The sequence below is a fragment of the Lentzea sp. NPDC059081 genome, assembly GCF_042738015.1.
Lineage (GTDB): Bacteria > Actinomycetota > Actinomycetes > Mycobacteriales > Pseudonocardiaceae > Lentzea.
This window is the reverse complement of sequence record NZ_JBHYGW010000007.1, coordinates 1-23735: the sequence shown is the minus strand read 5'-3', so window position 1 is coordinate 23735 and position 23735 is coordinate 1. Positions and strand designations below refer to the sequence as shown.

The 23735-nt window shown below is 69.6% G+C and carries 20 protein-coding genes; 11 read left to right on the top strand and 9 right to left on the bottom strand.

From position 1 onward, the window contains the following. Window positions 1–53: 53 nt before the first annotated feature. Window positions 54–1283 (top strand): MFS transporter, encoded by a 1230-nt coding sequence (locus ACFWV3_RS17720; RefSeq protein ID WP_382412370.1) that lies wholly within the window; start codon window positions 54–56, stop codon window positions 1281–1283. Here the strand turns inward: ACFWV3_RS17720 and ACFWV3_RS17715 are convergent. The 3 genes from ACFWV3_RS17715 to ACFWV3_RS17705 all read right to left on the bottom strand — a co-directional run bounded on the left by ACFWV3_RS17715 (window position 1280) and on the right by ACFWV3_RS17705 (window position 3853). Next, window positions 1280–2554: a cation:proton antiporter gene (locus tag ACFWV3_RS17715; RefSeq protein WP_382412369.1), complete on the bottom strand. Its 1275-nt coding sequence runs from the start codon at window positions 2552–2554 to the stop codon at window positions 1280–1282. The genes ACFWV3_RS17720 and ACFWV3_RS17715 overlap by 4 nt on opposite strands. Before the next feature lie 105 nt (window positions 2555–2659). Then, window positions 2660–3037, bottom strand: coding sequence for an STAS domain-containing protein (locus ACFWV3_RS17710; RefSeq protein WP_382412368.1), 378 nt, complete (start codon window positions 3035–3037; stop codon window positions 2660–2662). Window positions 3038–3154: 117 nt separating this feature from the next. Next, on the bottom strand, window positions 3155–3853 hold the full coding sequence (locus ACFWV3_RS17705; protein ID WP_382412367.1) for a GAF and ANTAR domain-containing protein: 699 nt from the start codon (window positions 3851–3853) through the stop codon (window positions 3155–3157). A gap of 1297 nt (window positions 3854–5150) precedes the next feature. On the opposite strand from ACFWV3_RS17705, the gene ACFWV3_RS17700 reads away from it, so the two are divergent. Both ACFWV3_RS17700 and ACFWV3_RS17695 read left to right on the top strand, forming a co-directional pair. Next, a complete protein-coding gene (locus ACFWV3_RS17700) occupies window positions 5151–6479 on the top strand; it encodes a PP2C family protein-serine/threonine phosphatase (protein WP_382412366.1) in 1329 nt (442 codons plus the stop codon). Between the two features lie 158 nt (window positions 6480–6637). Then, window positions 6638–7030, top strand: coding sequence for a hypothetical protein (locus ACFWV3_RS17695; protein WP_382412831.1), 393 nt, complete (start codon window positions 6638–6640; stop codon window positions 7028–7030). Window positions 7031–7040: 10 nt separating this feature from the next. Here ACFWV3_RS17695 and ACFWV3_RS17690 read toward each other — a convergent pair whose 3' ends face one another. Both ACFWV3_RS17690 and ACFWV3_RS17685 read right to left on the bottom strand, forming a co-directional pair. After that, window positions 7041–7475 carry an ankyrin repeat domain-containing protein gene (locus ACFWV3_RS17690; protein ID WP_382412365.1) on the bottom strand — a complete coding sequence of 145 codons (435 nt, stop codon included), beginning with the start codon at window positions 7473–7475 and terminating at the stop codon, window positions 7041–7043. An 11-nt stretch (window positions 7476–7486) separates the two neighbouring features. Further along, complete coding sequence (locus ACFWV3_RS17685) at window positions 7487–9745, bottom strand: catalase (RefSeq protein ID WP_382412364.1); 2259 nt, start codon at window positions 9743–9745, stop codon at window positions 7487–7489. 131 nt (window positions 9746–9876) lie between these two features. Between ACFWV3_RS17685 and ACFWV3_RS17680 the strand changes: the two genes are divergently transcribed. Next, window positions 9877–10239 carry a hypothetical protein gene (locus ACFWV3_RS17680; RefSeq protein WP_382412362.1) on the top strand — a complete coding sequence of 121 codons (363 nt, stop codon included), beginning with the start codon at window positions 9877–9879 and terminating at the stop codon, window positions 10237–10239. Here ACFWV3_RS17680 and ACFWV3_RS17675 read toward each other — a convergent pair. Beyond that, the gene (locus tag ACFWV3_RS17675; RefSeq protein ID WP_382412361.1) at window positions 10236–11219 is read right to left on the bottom strand and encodes a helix-turn-helix transcriptional regulator; all 984 of its coding nucleotides are present in this window, start codon (window positions 11217–11219) and stop codon (window positions 10236–10238) included. The two genes, ACFWV3_RS17680 and ACFWV3_RS17675, sit on opposite strands and share 4 nt — an antisense overlap. Window positions 11220–11326: 107 nt before the next feature. On the opposite strand from ACFWV3_RS17675, the gene ACFWV3_RS17670 reads away from it, so the two are divergent. After that, window positions 11327–11788 (top strand): VOC family protein, encoded by a 462-nt coding sequence (locus ACFWV3_RS17670; protein ID WP_382412360.1) that lies wholly within the window; start codon window positions 11327–11329, stop codon window positions 11786–11788. A 53-nt stretch (window positions 11789–11841) separates the two neighbouring features. Then, the gene (locus ACFWV3_RS17665; protein ID WP_382412359.1) at window positions 11842–12855 is read left to right on the top strand and encodes an aldo/keto reductase; all 1014 of its coding nucleotides are present in this window, start codon (window positions 11842–11844) and stop codon (window positions 12853–12855) included. Window positions 12856–12865: 10 nt separating this feature from the next. On the opposite strand, the gene ACFWV3_RS17660 is transcribed toward ACFWV3_RS17665, so the two are convergent. Then, the gene (locus ACFWV3_RS17660) at window positions 12866–13837 is read right to left on the bottom strand and encodes a DMT family transporter (protein WP_382412358.1); all 972 of its coding nucleotides are present in this window, start codon (window positions 13835–13837) and stop codon (window positions 12866–12868) included. Between the two features lie 54 nt (window positions 13838–13891). Between ACFWV3_RS17660 and ACFWV3_RS17655 the strand changes: the two genes are divergently transcribed. From ACFWV3_RS17655 to ACFWV3_RS17640, 4 genes are all read left to right on the top strand, one after another. Continuing rightward, on the top strand, window positions 13892–14446 hold the full coding sequence (locus ACFWV3_RS17655; RefSeq protein WP_382412357.1) for a CGNR zinc finger domain-containing protein: 555 nt from the start codon (window positions 13892–13894) through the stop codon (window positions 14444–14446). A 95-nt stretch (window positions 14447–14541) separates the two neighbouring features. Further along, window positions 14542–14775, top strand: coding sequence for a hypothetical protein (locus ACFWV3_RS17650; protein ID WP_382412356.1), 234 nt, complete (start codon window positions 14542–14544; stop codon window positions 14773–14775). Window positions 14776–14844: 69 nt separating this feature from the next. Further along, a complete protein-coding gene (gene treS, locus ACFWV3_RS17645) occupies window positions 14845–16500 on the top strand; it encodes a maltose alpha-D-glucosyltransferase (protein ID WP_382412355.1) in 1656 nt (551 codons plus the stop codon). Continuing rightward, on the top strand, window positions 16497–17846 hold the full coding sequence (locus ACFWV3_RS17640; protein WP_382412354.1) for an aminoglycoside phosphotransferase: 1350 nt from the start codon (window positions 16497–16499) through the stop codon (window positions 17844–17846). Before treS ends, ACFWV3_RS17640 begins: the two co-directional genes overlap by 4 nt. Before the next feature lie 764 nt (window positions 17847–18610). Here ACFWV3_RS17640 and ACFWV3_RS17635 read toward each other — a convergent pair. Next, window positions 18611–20425 carry a ricin-type beta-trefoil lectin domain protein gene (locus tag ACFWV3_RS17635; protein WP_382412353.1) on the bottom strand — a complete coding sequence of 605 codons (1815 nt, stop codon included), beginning with the start codon at window positions 20423–20425 and terminating at the stop codon, window positions 18611–18613. Window positions 20426–20467: 42 nt separating this feature from the next. Next, entirely contained in the window at window positions 20468–22336 is a 1869-nt protein-coding gene (locus ACFWV3_RS17630) for a discoidin domain-containing protein (RefSeq protein ID WP_382412351.1), read from the bottom strand. 99 nt (window positions 22337–22435) lie between these two features. On the opposite strand from ACFWV3_RS17630, the gene ACFWV3_RS17625 reads away from it, so the two are divergent. Beyond that, window positions 22436–23443, top strand: coding sequence for a LacI family DNA-binding transcriptional regulator (locus ACFWV3_RS17625; protein WP_382412350.1), 1008 nt, complete (start codon window positions 22436–22438; stop codon window positions 23441–23443). Window positions 23444–23735: the final 292 nt, after the last annotated feature.

Sequence of the window (23735 nt, the reverse complement as noted above, 5' to 3'; positions counted from 1 at the left end):
AGGACGACAGTTTATCGGAAGTCTTCGGGGCCGCTGCCGATCAAGGTGGGGGCATGAGACGGTTCTTCGCCGACACCCGGCCGCTCGCGATCCCGGCGTTCCGCCGGACGTTCGCCGGGCAGGGCACCGCGGTGGTCGGCCTGATGATCACGGCGGTCGCCGTGCCCGTGCAGCTCTACGACCTGACCCGCTCGTCGCTCGTCGTCGGGCTGAGCGGGCTCGTCGGGCTGCTGCCGGTGGTCGTGTTCGGCCTGTACGGGGGAGCGGTCGCGGACGCGGTCGACCGCCGCAAGCTCTACCTCGCGTCGTCGTCGGTGTCGTGGGCCGCGACGCTCGGGCTGCTCGCCCAGAGCCTCGCGGACGTCCGGTCGCCGGTGCTGGTCCTCGGGCTCGTCGCGGTGCAGGCGGGCAGCTTCGCGGTCTCGTCGTCGGTGCGCGGTGCGATCATCCCGCTGCTCGTGCCTGCCGAGCTGGTACCGGCCGCGAACGCCCTCAACTACACGATCGGCACCCTCGGCCAGGTGGTCGGCCCTCTGATTGCCGGTGTCCTCGTCGGGCTGCCCGGCGGGTTCAGCTACGCCTACGCCGCCGACGCCGTCCTGTTCACCGCCGCTCTGTACGCCGCCGTGCGCCTGCCGTCGTTCGGCGTGCCGGAGTTCGCGGGACGTCCGGGACTGCGGTCCGTCGTCGAGGGCCTGCGGTTCCTCGGCGGCAACCCGGTGCTGCTCATGTCGTTCGCCGTCGACATCGCCGCGATGGTGCTGGCGACGCCGCAGGCGCTGTTCCCGCAGGCCGCCGCCACCCGGTTCGACGGCGGGGTGGGCCCGCTGTACTCGGCCATCGCGATCGGGTCGATCCTGGCGGGCGTGCTGGGCGGCTGGATCGGCCGCGTGCGCAGGCAGGGCGTCGCGCTGACGCTCGCGGTCGTGGTCTGGTCGGCCGCCATCGCCGTCGCCGGGTTCGTGAGCGAGCTGTGGGTGGTCGTGGCGCTGCTGGTCGTCGCGGGGGCGGCGGACCTGGTCAGCGCCGTGTTCCGGCAGTCGATCCTGCAGAGCTTCGTGCCGGACCGGTTGCGCGGACGGCTGCAGGGCGTGTTCACCGTGGTCGTCAGCGGCGGTCCGCGACTCGGCGACCTGCGGGCCGGGATCATGGCCGCCACCACCACGTTCACCCTCGCCTGGTCCGGCGCGGCGTTGCTGTGCATCGCGGTCGTGCTCGTCGCGGCGGTGTCCGTGCGGTCGTTCTGGCACTACGACAGCCGCAAGGTCCTCGTCGACGCCTAGACCGGGGTCCGGGGCGCGTTCTCGCCGCCCTTCTGCCACCGCTTCCGGTCGAGCAGGCCCATCACGGGCGACGCCGACAGGCCGTGCACCAGGACCGAGCCGATCACGACCAGGCCCACGACCCGCCAGATCGTGTCGTGGCCGGCGAAGTCGCCCTCCTGCAACGCGTAGGTGACGTAGAACAACGACCCGATGCCCCGGACGCCGAAGAACGCGATGACCGTGCGTTCGCGTGGTCCGGTCTTGCCGCGCAGCAACCCGATCCACCCCGCGGCGGGCCGGACCACCAGCAGGACCACCGCCGCGACCAGGACCTCCTGCCAGCGCAGGCCCGAGAGCAGGCCGGACACCGCGGCGCCGCCCAGCAGGAACACGATCACCACCGTGAGCATGCGCTCGGCCTGTTCGACGTAGCGGTGCAGCACCTGGTGGTAGCCGTGGTTCCGTTCGGCGGCCCTGATCGTGCAGGCGCACACGAACACCGCCACGAACCCGTAGCCCTCGGCGAGCTCCGTGACGCCGTAGGCGAGGAACGTCGCGGCGAGCGCCACGAACCCCTCCGCGTGCTCCGCGAGGCGGAACTTCTCCGACGGCGCCGAGAAGAACAGCTTGCCCAGCAACCAGCCCACGCCCACGCCGATCGCGAGCCCGCAGGCGAGCCGCCACAGCACGTCCACGCCGAGCCAGTGCGGCAGCCACAACGCCGGCGCCGCCCCGGCGATGCTGATCGCGATCGCGGCGTACGTGAACGGGAACGCCAGTCCGTCGTTCAGACCGGCTTCCGAGGTGAGCGCGAACCGCGCCTCGTCCTCGTCGGAGTCCGGGTGCTCGGCGGGTTCGGCGACCTGGACCTCACTGGCCAGCACCGGGTCCGTGGGCGCGAGCGCGGCCGCCAGCAGCACCGACGACGCCACCCCGAACCCGAGCGCGGCCCAGCCGAGCAGGCCGACGGCGAGCATCGACAGCGGCATCGTGATCGCGAGCAGGCGCCAGGTGGTGGCCCAGCCGCTGCGGCTCACCGCGCGGTTGAGCGCCAGCCCCGCGCCCATCAACGAGACGATCACGCAGATCTCGGTGAGGTGCAGCAGGATCGTGCCGTGCCGGTCAGGGTCGGGGTCCGGCAGGGCGTCGACGACCGAGAACGTGAGGGCGCCCGCACCGAGGAAGACCATCGGCATCGAGACCGGCACGCGGTCGAGGAGCCGGGGGAGCAGCGCGGCGGCCAACGTCGCGAGGCCCGCGCCGGTGTACAGCAAGGAGCCTGGATCCACTGTCCGCCTTCCGCTTTCGGGTCGGACGGACTGGTACCCGATCGGGTGACGCGCAAACCTGAACGCGGCCGACGTGTCCACTGAGGAGTGTCCACATCGGTCAGCTCAGCCGGCCCTCCCGACGGTCCGCTCGGGGGCCAGCGCACTGCGCACGTCCGGGTGCACGTGGAGCACCCCGTCCAGTCCGGACATCGAGATCGGGCGCAGCACGACGCGGTGGGAGGCCGCGATCCGGAACGGGACACCCGCGGTGGCGGCGTCGCGCTCGTGTCTCAGCAGTTCGTTGAGGCCGGCCGAGCCGAAGAACGTGACCCCGGTCAGGTCGACCACGACGGGGAAGGGCGGCGTCGCCATCGCGACGGCGGTCCGCAGCTCGGCGCTCAGCGCGGTCACCGTGGTCTGGTCGATCTCACCGGTGGCGCGCACGACGACCGCGAGTCCGTTGACCTCGCGCTGGACGTGCATCGGGAAGATGTTCGGCATGGCAGTGCCTCCTCGTCCCTCTCGGCCTCGTGCCGGGAGAAGGGACGCAGCTGCAGGCTCAACTGCTCACCCTGAACCTTAGCCGTTCGAACGACAGTTTCCCACCTCCGCGCGGTCTCAGTCGTCCCGCGTCGGCAGCTTCCGCGTCGTGGCCAGCTGCTCGGCGATGTCGCGCAGCTTCAGGTTCGTGTGCTGGCTGGCGCGGACGAGCACCGTGAACGCCTGGTCCGCGTCGATCTGGTGACGTTCCATCAGGATGCCCTTGGCCTGGCCGATCAGGTCGCGGGTGTGCACGGCCGCGCCGAGCTGCTCGCGCTCCATCGCGGACGCGAGGGCGATCGCCGCGTGTCCCGCGAACAGCGAGCCGACGTGCCGCGACTCGTCGTCGAACGAGTCCACCGTGGACGAGTACAGGTTGAGCGCGCCGAGGTCCTCGTTCTCCACGAAGAGCTGGAACGACAACATGCTCGCGACCTTGACGTCGGCGACCTCCCGCGCGAACCGCGGCCACCGTTCGTCGGTGGCGACGTCAGGCACCGAGACGACCTTCTCCTCGTACAGGGCCGTCAGGCACGGGCCCTGTCCCGAGTCGAACTGCGCGCGGTCGACCTCGCTCGGCAGCGCACCCGTCGTCGCCACGGTCTCGACCTGCCTGCGGCCGGTCACCGTCATGATCCCCGCGTGCTCGGCGCCCGGGATGGTGCCGACCGCGGAGTGCGCGATCGCGTCCAGGGTCTCCTGCTCGCCGCGCTGCTTCTGCAGGCGGCGGGCGATCTCCGTCAGGCGAGCGGCGAGGTCCGGCGTGTCGTGGGCCATTCGAGCGGGATACCCCTTGGTTCGGCCGGCCACACCTCGACAGGTGCGATCGTCACGCTGCCGCGGAACCGGTCTTGGGGCTAGGGTGCGCGGCCCGTTCCTGCGGTACTGCTGGGGTCTCGGCCGGGTGGAGGAGGGGTTCTGCGTGGGTCTGCGGAGGGTTGGGCTGTGGAGGGTCGGACTGCGGTGTGGTGTCGTGGCGGCGGTGGTTCTGGGGCTGGTGCCCGGGGTGGTGTCCTCTGCTTCGGCGGCTCGGGGATTTTCGGTGTTGCAGATGAACCTGTGCAACAGCGGGATCGCCGGGTGTTATTCGCAGGGGCGGTCGGTGGGGGAAGGGGCTGATCTCGTTCGTTCTGTCCGGCCTGATGTGGTGACGGTCAACGAGATCTGTGCCTCGGATCTGCCTGATCGGTTGGTTCCCGCTGTGGTTGCCGCCTGGCCCGGGGACGTTGTCTATTCGGTGTTCAACCCTGCTGTTCGGCGTGACACCGGGATGCCGGTGAAGTGCTTGAACGGGCAGGATTACGGGAACGGGGTTGTCGTTCGGGTTCCTGCCGGGAGTGATCGAGGGGTTCGGGTCTTTCGGGGAACTTACGCTCGGCAGGACTCCGGTAATGAGCAGCGCAGTTATGCTTGTTTGGTTGCCGTTGGTGGGTTTTTGGCTTGTTCTACGCATTTGTCTGCTTCTTCTGAGGCGGTGGCGTTGGGGCAGTGTCAGGAGCTGATGTTCTCGGTGGTTCCTGGGGTTTTGGCTGCTGAGGGGGTGGGGGTGGCTGTTGTGGGTGGGGATTTCAACTTGGAGTACGACACTTCTGATCCGGAGAACGTGCAGAAGTGTGTTCCTTCCGGGTATGTTCGGAAGGGGGATTCCGATGTTCAGCATGTTGTGTTTTCTGGCTCGTTGGGGTTTGTCGGGTCTTCTCGGTATGGGATGAGGTACACGGATCATCCTGGGTGGGGGGTTCGGTTGAGCATGCCTTGATTTGGGTGGCTGGTGGTTTTGTTGGCGTGTTGGGTTCCTGTTTACAGAGCGGGGCTCTGCCCCGGACCCCGCCAACTGATCAAAGACCGGCCAGCGCCGTTAGCGGGTTGATGGCACGCCGGTTGCTTTGGGCGGCTTGCTGTTGCGTTGTTTGGTGCGGATTCCGTGGGGTGGTCCCGTCACGAGCAGTGCTCGATGCAGCCACACCCGAGGAGGGGTGTCAAGCGGGCGAAAAGCGTGCCCGCTTGACACCCCTCCTCGTGCGCGGCTAAACGCGTCAGCACTGCTCGTGACGGGACCACCCCACCCGAGCGCATGGGAAAAGCCAAGAGCAAAAGCCAAGAGCAAAAGCCAAAGGCGCTTGGCTTCGCCTTCGCTTCGGCTTCTGTGGTGGCGGATCTTGTAGTGCGAAGTAGGGTCGTGTGGTTGGAGGTGGTGGCGGTGGGCGATGAGGTGGCACTTCGTCTGCGTGTCCTCAACGCCGTCACCGATGCGGCGCTCAGGCACCTGGATCTCGACAAACTCCTGGAAGTGTTGCTGGAGCAGTGTCGGGCGTTGTTCGCCGTGGACACCGTCACCGTGTTGTTGGTGGATCGTGCTGGGGTGCAGCTCGTGGCTCGGGCCTCGTCCGGGTTGGGTGAAGAGGTGTTCCAAGGGGTTCGGGTGCCGGTCGGCAAGGGGTTTGCCGGGCGGGTTGCCCAGCAGCGTGAGGCTGTGCAGATCGAGCGCGTTGACCCGTCCACGGTGGTGAACCCGTTGTTGTGGGAGCACGGGCTTCGGGTGTTGCTCGGGGTGCCGATGATCGCCGAGGGGGAGCTGACCGGGGTGCTGCACATCGGCAGCACGGTGTTGCGGCGGTTCACCGAGGAGGAGATCGAGGCGTTGCAGCTCATCGCTGATCGGGTGGCGGTGGCTGTTTATGTTGATCGCAGTCGGTCTGAGAGGGCGGCTGCGGCGATGTTGCAGGAGAGTTTGCTGCCGTCTCGGTTGCCCAGTCCGCACGGGTGGGAGCTGGCTGCTCGGTACGTGCCAGGGGCCGAGAGCGGGGTTGGTGGGGACTGGTACGACGTGTTCGAGCTGCCCGGTGAGCGGATCGGGGTGGTGATCGGGGACGTGGTCGGCAACGGGTTGCGGGCTGCCGTGGTGATGGGGCGGTTGCGGAGTGCGTTGCGGGCCTATGCGCTGGAGTACCTGGACCCGGCTCAGGTGCTGGGCAAGCTCGATCGGAAGGCCAGTTACTTCGAGCACGACACGATGGCGACTGTCGCCTACGCGATCATCGACACGGCCACGCATCGGATGACCCTTGCGTTGGCGGGGCATCTGCCGCCGGTCGTGGTCGGGCCGGGGGAGGAGGCCCGGTTCGTGGGTGCTCCTGTCGGGCCGCCCATCGGGTTCGATCTCGGGGTCAGCGGGCGGCGGAGCATCGGGGTGGACGTGCCGCCAGGGGCGTTGGTCGCGTTGTACACCGACGGGCTGGTGGAGCGGCGTGGGCAGGATCTCGACGCCGGGCTCGAGTTGTTGCGGGGGGCGGTGCGGGCGGTGGAGCCGGAGGCGGCCTGCATCCGGGTCATGGCGGTGATGGTCGGGGACCAGCCGGCGACCGACGACATCGCGTTGGTGGCGATCCGGCACTGCGGGTGAGGCTGCGGGCGTGGCCTTCGCCGAGGGCGAGGCCGTTCGCCCGGGCGGACCAGTGCGGGCTGATCCGCGGACACGTGCGCGAATCGGCGGCGTGGTGAGGGGGTGCGGCATTACGGTGGTGATCGGCGGACCAGAGTGGCGTGAGAGGCGGACCGGGCGTGACGTCGTGGGGCGAAGTGATCAACTATGTCCGGCTCCGGTACGAGGTGCTCGAGGAGAGCGACGCCTGGCTGCGCTTCCGGCTCGACACGCCGGGGGAGCGGACCCAGCAGGTCTCGGTGCACCACCTGCCCGACCTCGACGGCGTGGCCTGGGTGGAGATCTCGTCGGCGGTCGGGCGGGCTGACGACGTCGACCTCCGCCGCTTCCTCGAACTGGCCGGTGCGGCGGAGGTCGGTGGCGCTGCCGTCGTGGACGGTGTCGCGCTGCTCAAGCACGTGGTGCCGTTGGAGGACCTGAGCGTGCGGGAGGAGTTCGAGCGTCCGCTCACCCTGCTGGTGGGCCGGGCCGACTCCATCGAGCACGAGCTGACGGAGAAGGACCACTTCTAGCCCGACGGTCTCACCCGGCCGCGGTGGACCGTCCGGGTGTCAGCAGGGCCAGCATGTCCGGCAGGTCGAAGTGCCGTGCCACGTCGAGCGCGGACCTCGGCCCGAGCGCGGGGTCCGCGCCCGCTTCCAGCAGCAGGGCGACGGACCGCTCGCAGCGGCGGAAGACCGCCGCCGCGAGCGCCGTCTGGCCGCGGTCGTTGACCCTGCCCGTGTCGGCTCCCCGCTCCAGCAACGCCGCGACGGTGTCCGGGTGGACGTGGTACGCGGCGAGGATCAGCAGGGTGTCGCCGGAGCCGTTGGTGAGGTTCACCGGGATCCCCGCGTCGAGGGCCTCGGCCAGCCGCGCGGTGTCGCCGGTGCGGGCCAGGTCGAACATCGAGCGCAGGACGGCGAGGTCTTCCTCCGTCAGTTCTTGCTGCGTCAGTTCTCCTGGGGCGGGAGTCACGACCGGGCCCCTCAGGCGATGGTGGCCGGGAAGCGGTCCCACACGCGGTGGGCGCCCAGCAACGTCATCAGCTCGGTGAACACCTTCGACGCGTCGTCACCGGTCACGACCCCGGCCCCGGCGCACCCGGACGCCTCCAGGGCGGCGACGCCGGTGCCCCACGCGCCGATGGCCTTCGCGTGCCGGAAGCACTCCTGGACCATCAGCACGACCCGCGGGTCGACGGCTCCGCCCGGTGCGCCCGCCTTCGCGTCCCCGGCCGGCACCGCGTCCGCGCCGGGAGGCGGGCTGCCGGCGAGCAGCAGGGCGTCGAACTCGACCGATCGCGCCGTGAGGAACGTCCGCTGGGCGACCAGGTCGCTGTCGCCGATCGGACCGCCGGTCGGGGCGATCAGCAGCGGCACCATGCCGCCCGCCAGGATGGTCTCGCGGACGGTGCGGACGCCGTCGAGGTCGGTGGGGTCGACGACGATGCCGATCAGGCGGCCGTCGGTGGGCCAGGTCTGCCCGATCTGCGACAGCGCGGGGCTCGGCGTCACCTTCTTCGGGCGGGTGGCGGGCGCCGGTGCCGGGAGGCCGAGGCCCGCGGCCACCTCCGCGCACAGCGCCGGGTCGACGTTCGCGAGCACCCGCAGCTGGCGTTCCTTGATCGCCTGCTCGTAGCACTTGCCGAGCTCGAACGTGAACGCGCGCACGACGTGCTCCTTCTCCACCGGCGACAGGCTCAGCCAGAACAGCCTGGGCTGCGTGAAGTGGTCGGAGAACGACGCCGGTGCCTCGCGGACCTTGACCGCCCTCGGCAACGGCTGCGCCACCTCCACGAGCGGACGGTCCTCCGCGGTCGCCTCGAACGGGTTGCCGCCGTCGAGCGAGTTCGGCTTGTACGGCGCCACGCCCCCGTGCACGGCGTGCTGGTGGAACCCGTCGCGCAGCATGTCGTTCACCGGCACGTGCGGGCGGTTGATCGGGAGCTGGTTGAAGTTCGGGCCGGCGAGCCTCGTCAGCTGCGTGTCGAGGTAGGAGAACAGCCGCGCCTGGAACAGCGGGTCGTCGGTGACGTCGATGCCCGGCACCAGGTTCCCGAGGTGGAACGCGACCTGCTCGGTCTCCGCGAAGTAGTTCGTGGTGTTGCGGTTGAGCGTCAGCATGCCGACCGGCTGCACCGGCGCGAGCTCCTCCGGCACCATCTTCGTCGGGTCGAGCAGGTCGATGCCCTCGAACGTCTGCCGCGGCGTGTCCGGGAAGATCTGCAGGCCCAGCTCCCACTGCGGGTACGCGCCGGACTCGATGGCGTCGGCGAGGTCGCGGCGGTGGAAGTCGGGGTCGAAGCCGTTGATCATCTGCGCCTCCTCCCACACCAGGGAGTGCACGCCGAGCTTCGGCTTCCAGTGGAACTTCGCGAGCGCGGTCTCGCCTTCGGCGTTGACCAGCCGGAACGTGTGGACGCCGAAGCCCTCCATCGTCCGGTAGGAGCGGGGGATGCCGCGGTCGGACATGTTCCACAGGACGTGGTGGGTGGCCTCGGTGTGCGTGGACACGAAGTCCCAGAACGTGTCGTGCGCGCTCTGCGCCTGCGGGATCTCCCGGTCGGGGTGCGGCTTGCCCGCGTGGATGACGTCGGGGAACTTGATCCCGTCCTGGATGAAGAACACCGGGATGTTGTTGCCCACCAGGTCGAAGTTGCCCTCCTGGGTGTAGAACTTCGTCGCAAATCCGCGAGTGTCGCGCACGGTGTCCGCCGATCCGCGCGACCCGAGGACGGTCGAGAACCGCACGAACACCGGCGTTTCCACGCCGTCACCGAGGAACCCGGCCATGCAGACCTTCGACGCCGTGCCGTAACCGACGAACGTGCCGTGCGCGCCGTAGCCGCGTGCGTGCACCACGCGCTCCGGGATGCGCTCGTGGTCGAAGTGCATGACCTTCTCGCGCAAGTGGTGGTCCTGCAACAACGTCGGGCCGCGTTCGCCGGCCTTCAGCGAGTGGTCCGTGTCGCGCAGCCGGGCGCCGGCCGAGGTCGTGAGGAACTCGCCCTGCTGGGCGTTCGCGGTCTTGGGGGCACCGGTCGGCGCGCCCGTCGGCGACACCGTCTCCGGCCCGTCCTGGTCCGGCTTGGGCGGCAACGGCCCGCGCGGGTCGGTCGGCTCGTCGAGCGCGGGCGGCTCGCTGACCGGAGAGCCGGGGATCGGCGGGTTCACCAGTTCGGTGACCTTGTCCACGGCCTTCTCGAGCGCTGCCTTCACACGCTTGCCGGGCTTCTGGGTGGCCACTGCGTCCTCCTCGGAACGAGATCGTCTGCGAGGCAGTACCCCCGTTCTGCCCGGATATGCGAGGAACTTCTCGGGTGTCGCGGCGGCGGGCGCGGGTACTCGGCGTCGACCAGGCCCGTCGAGGAGGACCCATGCCGTACGCGCTGACCCGGCTGCTGGGCGCGGCCACCGCCGCCTACAGCGGCACGATCGTCGTGGCCCCGAAGGTGCTCGCGAAGCCGTGCGGCCTCACCACTCCACTGGGGGACACGCCCCGGCCGGTGCGCACGCTCATCGGGGCGATCGGCGCGCGGGACGCGGCGATCGGGGTGGCGATGATGCTCGCCCCGCCCGGTCCGGCGCTGCGGACGGCGGTGTCGGCGCGGGTGGCGTCGGACGCGTCCGACGCGCTCGTGTTCGGGCTGACGCTGCCGGATCCGAAGGCGCGCAAGAAGGTCGTCGCGTTCGCGTTGTTCTGGGCCGCGTTGTGCGCGGTGTCGTTGCGCTGGAACTAGATGTGATGTCCGGGCAGAGCGGCGCGGGCGGCCCGTGCGGACAGGTCGGCGAACGCGGCCCTCAGCTCCGGCGGGCCCACCACCTCGACGTCGGCGTCGAACCGGGCCAGCTTCGCGGCGAGAGCGGCCCACGACCACGCGCCGGCCAGCAGCCTGGTGCGGCCGGCGCCCACCGCCTCCGCCGTGTCCCCGCCGACGAACGGGGCCACCTCGGTGAGAGGACGGTCGACGACCACCTCGCCCTGACAGGGCCAGCCACCGGTGTCGGAGCCCTTGAACCGGGCGGAGAGGAACGCCGCGACGTCGCCGCCGGGCACCTCGCGAGGCCGGAAGCGCGGGCCGTTGGGGATGCGCAACGTCATGCGGTCGGCACGATAGGTCCGCCAGTCTTCCCGTTCGGCGCTCCAGCCCACTAGATACCAGCGGCCCGCCCTGACCACGAGGTGATGCGGCTGCACGCGCCGTGGTGGTCCCTCTGACTCGGGACGGCCCGGCGAGCGGTAGTCGAACCGCACTTCCTCGCACGCGCGGATGGCTGCGCTCAACGCCAGCAGCACCTCTGTGTCCACCTGGGTGCCGCCGCCGGCCGACTCGATCTCCAGCGCGTCGATGCGCTGCCGCAGCTTGGACGGCATGACCTGGCGCACCGTGGCCAGCGCCCGCGCGGCCGCCTCCTCGATGCCCGCGCCGGTGCCCACGGCGATCTTCAACGCCACGGCGAGCGCGACCGCCTGCTCCTCGTCGAACAGCAGCGGGGGCATCTGGCTGCCCGCCTCGAGCCGGTAGCCGCCGTCGGGGCCCTTGACGGCGTGGACGAGGTAGCCGAGCTCGCGCAACCGGTCGACGTCGCGGCGGACCGTGCGTTCGCTGACGCCGAGCCGCTGCGCCAGCGCCAGGCCCGGCCAGTCGCGGCGGGCCTGCAACAGCGAGAGCAGCGACAACAGGCGGCCCGAGGTGGTCGTCGACGGCGAGATCGGCATGGTCTGAAGGATGCCACGAGAAGAGGACGTTCCCTGTCCGGTACTGCTGACAGAGTTCCTCTCATCGCCGGAAACACCCCGGCATCGAGACCGAAGGAACGAGAACAATGCCGCTCAACGCTGTCGCCCACCTGAACTTCCGCGGCCAGGCCAGGGACGCCCTCGAGTTCTACCGGTCGGTCTTCGGCGGCCAGATCACCGTCGTCACCTACGCCGACTTCGGCATGCCCGCCGAGGTGCCCGGCGCCAAGAACGTCGTGTTCGGGCAGGTCGTCGCCGACAACGGGTTCGCCGTGATGGCGTACGACGTGCCGGGGCCGGACCAGCCCCTCGCGACCGGTGCGCCCACCACCCGCCGCGAGAACGGCACCACGATCACCGAGGAACGGTTCTTCCTGTCGGTGAGCGGCGCGAGCACCGAGGAGGTCACCCCGATCTGGGAGGGGCTCGCCGACGGCGGCTCGGTGATCGAGCAGTTCGGCCCGTCGCAGTTCTCGCCCGGCTTCGGCATGGTGGCCGACCGGTTCGGCGTCACCTGGGTCATCCAGGTCGCGGCCGCCCACGCCTGATCCGACTGACGGCGGGGTGCGCCCGCACCCCGCCTCTCTGGAGGAACCACGTCATGCAGACCCGTCCACTCGGCCGGTCCGGCATCCAGGTCAGCGCCTTCACGCTGGGCACGATGATGTTCGGGCCGTACGGCAACGCCGACCGCGACGAGTGCGTGCGCATCGTGCACAGCGCGCTCGACCGCGGCATCAACACGATCGACACCGCCGACGTCTACGGCGGCGAGGGCGAGACCGAACGCATCGTCGGCCAGGCCCTGCGCGGCCGCCGTGACGACGTCGTGCTCGCCACCAAGTTCAACGGCCCGATGGGCGCCGACCCCAACCGGCGCGGCAGTTCCCGGCGCTGGGTCGTCGAGGCCGTGGAGGGCTCGTTGCGCCGGCTCGGCGTCGACCACGTCGACCTCTACCAGGTCCACCACCCCGACCCCGGCACCGACGTCGAGGAGACGCTCGGCGCGCTGACCGACCTGCTGCGCGCGGGCAAGGTCAGGGCGATCGGCCACTCCAACCTGCCGCCGTCGGACATCGTCGAGGCGCAGTGGGTCTCCGAACGGCGCGGCCTGGCGCGGTTCCGCAGCGAGCAGCCGCACTACTCGATCCTGAACAGGGGAGTGGAACGCGAGATCCTGCCCGTCTGCGCCCGGTTCGGACTCGGCGTGCTGGTCTGGAGCCCGCTGTCGATGGGCCTGCTGTCCGGCCGGCTGCGCCGCGACAGCGCCGAGAAGCCGTCGGCCGGGCGCCTGCACTGGGTGCCGCGGCACCTGACCGACGAACGAAAGCTCGCCGCCGTCGAGGACCTGGCCGTGCTGGCCGAGGAGGCCGGGATGTCGTTGCCGCACCTGGCACTCGGGTTCGTCACCGCCCACCCGGCGGTCACCTCGGCGATCATCGGCCCGCGCACGCCGCACCAGCTCGACGACCTGCTCGCGGGAGCGGACACGGTGCTGAGCGCGGACGTGCTGGACCGGATCGACGAGATCGTCGCGCCGGGCACGGATCTGGGGCCGATCGACGTGGACTTCGTGCCACCGGCCGTCGCGGACCCGGCGCTGCGCCGCCGTTGACCGACCGTCGCTACCCCACCGCGGCCGGGACGACCGGCTCGACCTGTTCCCGTTCCGCCCTGACCGACGCGATGCCGGCGAGGATGAGCAGTCCGCCGAAGAGCTGCAGCGGGCTGAGCTCCTCGCCGAGCAGCAGCCAGGCGAACATCGACGCGGACACGACCTCCAGCAGGCCGATGAACGACGCGAGCCGCGACCCGAGGATGCCCGACGCGGTGATGCCGGACGCGTAGGCCAGTGCCGTGCCGATGACCGCGACCACGAGCAGCGGCACCCACCAGGCCGTGCGGGTGTCGAACAGCACCAGGTCGTCGAACGAGGCCGTGAACGGCAGCAGCCCGAGCGCCCCGACGAGCGCCAGGACCGGCGCGGCCAGCAGCAGACCCGCACCGGCGAGCGCGACCGGCGGCAGGCCGTTGTTGGGACGTGCGGCGATCACGAAGTACACGGCGCAGCCGATGGCGGCGCCGAACGCGGCGGCCAGGCCGATCGGGTCCACGGCCTGGATCGCGCCCGGTCCGATCACCAGCACCAGACCGCCGACGGCGAGCACCGAGCCGATCAGCACCACCGGCGCCGGCGTCTTCCTGCTGACCGCCCAGGTGAACCCGACCAGCAGCAACGGCGCGAGGAACTCGATGAGCAGCGCCGTCGCCACCGGGATGCGCTGGATCGCGGCGAAGTAGAGAACCTGAGTGACGGCCACGCCGACCAGGCCCATGCCGAGCACGGCCCACCGGGCGTGCCAGAGCGAGGCCCACCGGCCGCGCAGCGACCACAGCACGAACGGCAGCAGCACCAGCCCGGCCGTGAACGCGCGCGCCGTCACGGCCGCGGTCGGCGACCAGCCCGCCTCCAGCAGCGGTTTGACGAACGCCCCGGAGGTGCCGAACGACAGGAACGAGACCCCTGCCGCGATCAGGCCGGTGGTCCTGGACGGTGACCCCATGCGCGCACGCCTCCCGGTTCCGAACGATGTCATGGTCTAACCTGGCTCTCACCCCTGACGCTAGGCCGGTCTCGGTAAGGAGTCAACTTGCGTTTTGCCCCTGACACGGTGGAGGCCCTCGAGTTCGTCGTCGCGCTGGCCAACACCGACGCGTCCGCGTCCCGCGGTGGCGACGACGAGCTGGCCGACGTCGAGGGGCTCGAGGCCCTGCTGGACCGCTACACCTACACGGGCCGCGTCGACCACGACGAGACGGAGCTGCGGGAGGTCCAGGAGGCGCGGGCGCAGCTCCGGCACGCGTGGACCCTCGACCGTGACGACGCCGTCGAGGTCGTCAACAAGATGCTCCGCGACGCCAAGGCGCTGCCGTACCTCGTGCGGCACGACAAGCAGGACTGGCACATCCACGCCACCGAACCCGATGCCCCGCTCGCCGAGCGGATCCGCGTGGAGGCCGCGCTCGCCCTCATCGACGTGATCCGCACCGACGAGATGGGCCGCCTGCGGATCTGCGCCGCGGACGACTGCGAGGGGCTGCTCCTCGACCTGTCCCGCAACGGGCTCAAGCGGTTCTGCAGCGTCCGGTGCGGCAACCGGATGAACATGATCGCCTTCCGCGAGCGCCAGGCCGACGGCGGCTGACCGTCACCTGACCCGGTGAATGTCGATTGTGGTCTCGTCCGGGTGGTACCTCCGAGGAGAAGTGCTGGTCACAGCCCTGATCTGGAGGTGCCCCGGTGATTCTGCGCGACCACCGCTCCGAGGCGAGGCAAGGCGACCTCGTCGAGTTCACCGCCGACGACGCGGAGAGGCGCAGGGGTGTCGTCATGCTGCTGCGCGGCGTGGGGGAGAAGCTGCACTGCGTCGTGCAGGACGAACTCACGCACGCCAGGCACGTGATCCCGGTGCAGCGCATCGCTTCCGTGCTCGAACGGCACACCCCTCCCGGAGGTGTTCACACGGTCAGGTGAACGATTTGATCTTCGCGCCACCCGTGCCGCACGCTGCCGCCATTCCACGACGTGCGAGCGAGAGGTGCCATGGAGCACGAGGAGAACTGGTTCAAGGGCGCTGTGTTCTACGAGGTGCTCGTCCGGGCGTTCAGCGACTCGAACGGTGACGGCGCCGGAGATCTCCGCGGGCTCGCGTCCAAACTGGACTACCTGCAGTGGCTGGGCGTCGACTGCCTCTGGCTGCCGCCGTTCTACGCCTCACCGTTGCGCGACGGCGGCTACGACATCAGCGACTTCCGCGCGGTGCTGCCGGAGTTCGGCACCGTCGAGGACTTCCAGCACCTGCTCGACGAGGCGCACCGCCGCGGCATCCGGGTGATCACCGACCTGGTCCTCAACCACACCTCCGACGCGCACCCGTGGTTCCAGCAGTCGCGCGAGGACCCCGACGGTCCCTTCGGCGACTTCTACGTCTGGAGCGACGACGACTCGGCGTACAGCGACGCGCGGATCATCTTCGTCGACACCGAGACGTCGAACTGGACCTACGACCCGGTGCGCGGCCAGTTCTTCTGGCACCGCTTCTTCAGCCACCAGCCCGACCTGAACTACGACAACCCCGCCGTCCAGGACGCGATGCTCGACATCCTGCGGTTCTGGCTCGACATCGGCATCGACGGCTTCCGCCTCGACGCCGTGCCGTACCTGTTCGAGCGCGAGGGCACCAACTGCGAGAACCTGCCGGAGACGCACGACTTCCTGCGCAAGTGCCGCAAGGTCGTCGACGACGAGTACCCCGGCCGGGTGCTGCTCGCCGAGGCGAACCAGTGGCCGTCCGACGTCGTGGAGTACTTCGGTGACGGCGACGAGTGCCACATGGCGTTCCACTTCCCGCTGATGCCGCGGATCTTCATGGCGGTGCGGCGCGAGTCGCGGTTCCCGATCTCGGAGATCCTGGCCCAGACGCCGTCGATCCCGGAGAACGCGCAGTGGGGGATCTTCCTGCGCAACCACGACGAGCTCACGCTCGAGATGGTCACGGACGAAGAACGTGACTACATGTACTCCGAGTACGCCAAGGACCCGCGGATGAAGGCGAACATCGGCATCCGCCGGCGGCTCGCCCCGCTGCTGGAGAACGACCGCAACCAGCACGAGCTGTTCACCGCGATGCTGTTGTCGCTGCCGGGGTCGCCGGTGTTGTACTACGGCGACGAGATCGGCATGGGCGACAACATCTGGCTGGCCGACCGCGATGCCGTGCGCACGCCGATGCAGTGGACGCCGGACCGCAACGCGGGCTTCTCGTCGTGCGACCCCGGCCGGATCTACCTGCCGGTGATCATGGACCCGGTCTACGGCTACCAGGGCCTGAACGTCGAGGCCCAGTCGCGCAGCCAGTACTCGCTGCTCAACTGGACGCGCAGGATGATCGAGGTGCGCAAGCAGCACCGCGCGTTCGGGCACGGCGACTTCACCGAGCTCGGCGCGTCGAACCCGACCGTGCTCGCCTACCGCCGCAGGCTCGGCGCCGACGTGGTGCTGTGCGTGAACAACCTCTCGCGCTTCCCGCAGCCCGTGGAGCTCGACCTGTCCGAGCACGCCGGCACCGTGCCGCTGGAGCTCACCGGCGGCGTGCGCTTCCCGGCCGTGGGCGAGCTGCCCTACCAGCTGACCCTGCCCGGACACGGGTTCTACTGGTTCCAGCTGACCTCCGACGTGGAAGGTGGCGACAAGAAGTGACGACGAGCAGGGCCGTCGAGGTCCTCCCCGCGCCCGAGCAGCTGGACCGCTGGCTGCACGCCCAGCCCTGGTTCCGCGGCCGCGGACCGGTCGAGTGCTCGCAGGTGACGCTCCTGCGCGACGGCGACCCGTCGCTCGCGCACGTCGTGCTCACCTGCGACGGGCGCCGCTACCAGCTGCTGCTGGGCGTGCGGGCCGAGCTGCCGGAACGCCTGGTGCACGCCAGGATCGGCGTCGCGGGCGACCGCCAGGTGTACGAGGCGGTGTACGACCCGGAGCTGACCGCCGTGCTGCTGGAGCACTTCGAGGAGTCCACCTCGGTGGACGGGCTGCGGTTCACCGGGACGCTCGCCCCGCGGTGTGCCGCCGCCCCGGTGGGACGTCCGTTCCCCGGCCCGCAGCGCAACTCGTCGATCGTCTACGGGCAGCGGCACGTGCTGAAGTTCTTCCGCGAGCTCGTGCCGGGCGACAACCCGGAGCTGGTGCTGCACACCGCCCTGGACTCGGTCGACGACCCGCACATCGCCCGGCCGCAGGGGTCGCTGGAGACCTCGCTGGACGGGGTTCGCACCACCCTCGCGGTGCTGAACGAGTTCGTGCCGCTCGGGGCGCTCGGGTGGCCGATGGCCACGGCGAGCGTGCGCGACTTCCTGGCCTTCGGCGAGGACCCGGCGGCGGCCGGCGGGGACTTCGCGGCCGAGGCGCACCGGCTGGGACGGGCGGTGGCTCGGGTGCACGCCGATCTCCGTGCCTCGCTCGGTGACCAGGTGGCCGGGCCGGACGACCTGGCCGCGTTCGTCGGCGCGATGCACCGGCGGTTGGACGCGGCTCTGGTCGAGGTACCCCGGTTGGCTGCCTTCGAGGCCGGGGTGCGGGCTCGGTTCGACGCCGTGCTGACGGCTTCACAGCCGCTTCGGTTGCAGCGGGTGCACGGGGATCTGCACCTGGGGCAGGTGCTGCGGTCGCCTCGGGCGTGGGTGCTCGTGGACTTCGAGGGAGTGCCCGGCGGGGAGCGGTCCCGGTTGATGCCCGCGGCGCACGACGTGGCGACGGTGTTGCGGTCGTTGCACTACGCGGCGGCTCAGCTGCTGGTGGGGGCGGATGACGTCGCTGCGCTGCTGCCGCTGGCCGGGCGGTGGCTGGAGCGCAACCGGTCCGCGTTCTGCTCCGGGTACGCCGAGGTCGCCGGCGATCTGCGGCAGGACTCGGTGGTGTTGACCGCCGTCGAGCTGGACCGGGCTGTGGCCGAGGTTCGGCACGAGCAGCGGTTCCGGCCGGAGTGGGTGGTCATCCCGTTGTCGGCTGTCGCCGAGGCTGTTTCGGGGGAACCGGTTTGGATGGCCTGATTCCGGGTAGTCGTCGTTGGCGTCAAGCAGTCGGCGCTCCTGTTTGCGAACCCTGCTGCTTGGAGCTTAGGTGGCGATTGCTGTGAACCACGGCTTGCTCGATGGTGCTATTCGTGAGGCTCTTGCGCTGATCCGGGTCACCGGGGGTGCTGATCTCGGGGTGCAGGCCGAGTCCGCTCGGAAGTGTCTGGCTCGGGGGATGATGGCGTCGCCTGAGGCTCCGCAGCGGGCTTTGGCTCATGTTGCTGCGGCTGATGAGCATTTGGAGTACGGGGAGTTGATGGAGGCTCGGATGTTGCTCACGGCCGCTCGGGGGTTCTTGCCTGGGCGGGTTGGGGTTGCTGCTCGGGCTTGAGTCCGCTTCTGTTCCCCTGTTCCGTTCCCCTGTTGCTTGGCGTTCCCCTGTTGCGTGCGGTGGGTTCTGTTGGGTGCTTTCCCTCAGGGGCTCTGCCCCCGAACCCCCGCCAATCTGATCTGGGGGTACCGCGCCCTCGGCGGGTTGATGGCACGCCTGTTTGTGCTGGGCGGCTGCCTGGTGCGTTGGTGGTGCGGTTCGGGTGGGGCCCCCGTCACGAGTCGAGCCAAGAGCGAGCCACGACAACGGAGGGGTGTCAAGTCGACGAAAAGCGTGTCGACTTGACACCCCTCCGTTGTCGCAGCGAGTGCTGTGGCACGACTCGTGACGGGGGCCCCACCGGAACCTTCGTTTCAAGCCGAGGCAGCTCGGCTTCGCCGTCGCCCTTCGTGCTCGCCTTGGCTTCGCGTTAGGCCGGGACCGTCCACCGTTGGTTTGCGCCGCCGGTGCAGGTCCAGATCTGCAGTTTCGCTCCGTCTGCCGTGTTGTTGCCCGTCACGTCCAGGCACTTGTTGCTGCCTGCGTTGACCAGCGTGCCGTTGGTTGCGGTCCAGCGTTGGTTGTTGCCTCCGAAGCAGTCCCAGAGTTGGACGGCGGTGCCGTCCGCTGTGCCGTTGCCGGTCACGTCGAGGCACTTGCCCAGGCCTCGGACCGTGCCGTCCGAGGAGAGGGTCCAGGTCTGGTTCGGGCCGCTGGAGCAGGTCCACATCTGCGGCTGGGTGCCGTTGGTCGTGGAGCCGTCGGTCACGTCCAGGCACTTGCCGCCGAGGCCCGTGATCGGGCCCGTTCGGCCTGAGGGCTGGCCCGGGTCGAGGGTGCCCGGCCAGGTGAAGGTGGCCATGGCGCCCGCGGGGAGGGTGTAGCCGAAGGTCTGGCCGTTGTACTGGACTCGGAAGGTCTGCTGGCCGCCTGAGTTCAGGGCCACCAGGACGATCCTGCCGTCCGGGTTGCGGAAGGCCACGTTCTGGATGCCGCCGTCGCCGTAGCCGGTGGAGTCGATTCGGACTGCGCCTGGTTGGACGAACTTGGAGAGGTGGCCGAGGACGTAGTACTCGGCGTTGTAGGTGACGTCGTTGCCGTTGGTGCGGACTACGCCGGTGCAGTTGGTGCAGCTGCCGATGACCGGGCCGTTGTTCTGGTCCAGGGCCATGTTCCAGATGGCGACTGACCTCGCGTGGTTGCGGGTGGCGCCGATGGCGAGGTTGATGCCCTGCCAGCGGAGCGTGTCGCGGAAGGTCGAGGCGTCGTCGGAGGACCTGGTGCCGGAGCACTCGGTGAAGAAGACGTCCTTGCCCGGCTGGTTGTTCTTGACGACGGACTGGCCGCTCGGGTTGCCGCCGTAGCAGTGCCAGGCGGAGCCGATGACGTTGCTGCCGGCACCGTTGTTGACGGTCTGGGGGTAGTTGGTGTCGTCCCAGTTGTGGTCGTAGCCGAGGATGCGGGCCTGTTCGCCGGCCGCGCGGAGCTTCGGGACCAGGGTGTTGATGACGTTGACCTGTTGCTGGGCCGACATCCGCATGCCGGGGTAGCCCGGCGGTTCGAAGTTCGGCTCGTTCTGGACGCTCATGTAGTCGATCGGGATGCCGGCTGCCTTGTAGGCCTGCGCGAACTTGACCAGGTAGTCGGCGTAGACGCCGATGCGGCTGTCGTTCAGCGAGCCCTGGATGAGGCTGTTGTTGTTCTTCATCCACGCCGGGGCGCTCCACGGCGTCGCCATCACGGCGAGCTGCGGGTTGAGCTGCTTGGCCTGTTGCAGGAGGGGGAGGATGTAGGCGTTGTCGTGGGAGGTGGAGAAGCGCGACAGGGAGGGGTCGGCCGCGCCGTCGTCGTAGGTGTAGAAGCTGCGGGAGAAGTCGCTCGCGCCGATCGGCTGGCGGATGAAGCTCATGCCGATGCCGGTGCTCTTGTTGAAGAGGTTGTTCATGATCTCGGTGCGGCGCGGGGAGTTGAAGATGTTCCACGCCGCCGCGTCGGTGAACGACGCGCCGAAGCCGACCATGGACTGGTAGGTGGAGTTCGGGTTGACGGTGATCGTCGACCCGCTGCCGCCGGAGCCGAACGTGACGTCGCCCTGCTGGCGCAGCAGGTTCGAGCGGTCGGCGGTGGTGAGCCAGACGCTGGCGTTCGTGGCGGCGGTGGCGGCGGGGGACACCAAGGTGCTTCCCGCCGTCACCACGGCCGCGGCGATCGCGATGCCGCGCCAGCGTTTCGTCGTCAATGACATAAGCGCTCCTTGCAGGGGGTTGGGCGCGCCCGTTTCAGGTTTTCAGTTGTACAAGCGGAAATCGGCGATGCTCCACCAGCTGCTCGCGGTGCCGGTGGACGTGATGCGGACGTACCGCGCGCTGGTGCGGCGGACGTCGACGGTCGTCAGCTGGCCGATGCCCTGTCCACTTGCGACAGTGCGCCAGGTGGTGCCGTCATTGCTGACGGAGAGCTCCCAGTTGCGGGCGTAGTCGCCCAGGTTGCCGCCGGAGTCGACGGCGACGCGGCGGAAGTCCTCGCGGCGGCCCAGGTCGACCTGCAGGTACTGGCCGGGTGCTTGCGCGGCGTTGCTGGACCAGCGGGTCGAGGCGTCGTCGTCGATCGCCGCGGCGCCGTCCGGTGACGCGGTCGCGCCGGTCAGGGGGACCAGGTCGAGCTTGCTCCTGTGCTGGGTGGTCCAGGTGAACGTGGCCAGCGCGCCGCCGGGCAGGGTGTACTCGAACGTGCGGTCGCCGACGTTGACGGCGAAGGTGCGCGGTTCGTCGTTCTGGTTGTGCACCACCAGGGCGGTGGAGCCGTCCGGGTTGCGGAACGCGGTGTCCATGATCTGGCCGTTCCAGCCGGTGGTGCCGAACGACGTGCTGGCGATGCGCCGGGCGCCCGGCTTCACGAACTTCGACAGGTGGCCGATCGTGTAGTACTCGGCGTCGGTCACCACGGACCCGTCCGGCTGCACGGTGACGAGGCCGGTGCACGTGCCGCAGCCGCCGAGGTGCGGGCCGCCGGTGCTGTCGAGCGCGATGTTCCAGTTGACCGCGCTGCGCGCCCAGTTGCGGGTGGTGCCGAGGACGACGTTGCGGGCGTGCCAGCGCAGGGTGTCGTTGAAGACCTTCGCCGGCGGGTCGGTGGCACCCTTGGAGCCGGAGCACTCGGTGAACCAGATCCCCTTGTCCGGGAAGGTGTCGCGGAGCTTGGTCTGCGCGCTCGGGTCGCCGTAGTAGCAGTGGTAGGCGGTGCCGGCGAGCCACTTCGCGGCGGGCGAGCGCAGGACCTGGTACGGGTAGTCGGCCTCGGCGGTGCCGTCGTTGGGGTGCGTGGCCCAGTTGTGGTCGTAGCCGAGGAGCTTCGTGCGCGGGCTGGCGGCCCTGAGCTTCGGGCCGAGCGCCTCGATCACCTGGATCTGCTGCGCCACGGGCATGTCCGTGCCGGGGTAGGCGTCGGGCGTGCGGTTCTGCGGCTCGTTCTGCACGGACAGGAAGTCGATCGGGACGCCCGCCCTGGCGTAGGCCTGGACGAACTTCACCAGGTAGCGCGCGTAGGCGTCGTAGATCTTCCGGTCGTCCTTCAGCCGGCCGCCGACGAGGGAGTCGTTCGTCTTCATCCACGCCGGCGGGCTCCACGGCGTGGCCATGACCTTGAGGCGGGGGTTGAGCCGTTTCGCCTCGCGGAGCAGGGGAAGGATCTTCGCCTCGTCGTGGCGGATGGTGAAGTGCCTGAGCTCGAAGTCCGTCTGGCCCTGGGGGACGTCGTCGTAGGTGTAGTGGTTCTCCGCCGCGGTGAAGTCGGAGGAGCCGACCGGTTGGCGCAGGAAGCTGACGCCGATACCGGTCTTCGGGTCGAAGAGCTTGCGCAGGGTGTCCTTGCGGACCTCCAGGGCCAAGTTCGCGAGCACCTCGGCGGAGGAGTCGGTGATCGACGCGCCGAAGCCGTCGATCTCCTGGTAGCGGCGGTCGGGATCCACCACGATCGTCGGCTGGGCGGACGGCTTCGTGCCGAACGTGACGGCGGGCCGTTCGTGCAGCAGTTCGGCATGGTCCGGGGTCGTCACCCAGACCTTGACCTGCTCGGCGCCGGGCGTGCCGGCGGCCGGTGCGGCCGCGGGGACGGCGGTGAGGCCGAGAGCCAGGGCCGCGATCGTGGTGCGTCTCATGTAACACCCATTCATCACTGTGAAACGTCAGCTTTCAGGATGAAACACCGGCGCGTGGCGGCGGTCAATGGTCTGGACGAGTTCCGGTACATTGACCTGGTGGAACGCAAGATCGAACACGTGAAACAGCGCGCGAGTCTCCGAGACATCGCGGCGGAGACCGGTGTGTCGATCGCGACGGTGTCGCGGGTGTTGAACGACAGCGTCAACGTGGCGCCGCGGACCCGTGACCTGGTGTTGCAGGCGGTGGAGCGGCGGCGTGCCGTCGCCGAGCCGGTCCGGGTCAGGACCGTGTACGTGCGGTGTCCGTACGTGCTGACGGACTACTTCGGGTTGATCGTGTCGTCGATCGCCGAGGGGTTGAAGCTGCACGGGGTGCGGCTGGTGCTGGACGCGGGGGAGTCCGGGCAGTCGAGCGACGCGTTGCGCGGACTGCCCGGTGGTGATGCCGACGGCGCCATCCTGATCCTGCCGCCGGAGGAGGGGTCCGAGCTGGTCGCCCTGTCCCGGTCCGGGTTCCCGTTCGTCGTGGTGGATCCGCGGGTGTTGCCGTTGCCGGACATCGCGTCGGTCTCGGCGGCGCACTCGGCCGGGGCCCGGGCCGTTGCCGATCATCTGATCGGGTTGGGGCATCGGGACATCGCTGTGATCGCCGGGCCTGAGGAGTGGTTGGCCGGGGATGCTCGGCTGGCCGGGCATCGGGCGGCGTTGGCTCAGGCCGGGGTGTTGGTGTCGGTTGAGCGGATTCGGTTCGTCGAGCCCACTGCTGAGCAGGGGAGGAGTGCTGCGGCTGAGTTGCTTCGGTTGTCTCCTCGGCCCACTGCTGTGGTGTGTTTCAACGACAAGGTTGCTGTGGGGACTTTGCAGGCTGCTCGGTCGCTGGGGTTGAGGGTGCCTTCGGATCTGTCTGTGGTCGGGTTTGACGACATTGATCTGGCTGAGGCTTGTTGGCCTCGGTTGACCACGGTTCGGCAGCCGTTGCAGGAGATGGGGCGGATTGCTGTGGCCCAGTTGATGCGGGTGTTGGATGGGCATTCGCCTGAGGCTCTGCACATCGAGCTGGCTACTTCGTTGGTGGTTCGGGATTCGACCGGTGTTGTTTCTTAGGGGTTGTTGGTGTGCCCCTGTTGCGTGGCGTTCCCGCTGTTGCGTGGCGTTCCCCTGTTGAGTGCGGGGAGGTTGCGGTTGCGTGCTTCCACCTGGGGGCGCTGCCCCCAGACCCCCGGCAATCTGATCGGGGGCCCCGCGCCGTCGGCGGGTTGATGGCACGCCTGTTTGTGTTGGGCGGCTGCCTGTTTCGTTTTTGGTTGCGTTGCGGTGGGGTCCCGTCACGAGTCGCACCAGGAGCGAGCCACAACGAGATGGGGGTGTCAAACGGCCGAAAAGCGTGGCCGTTTGA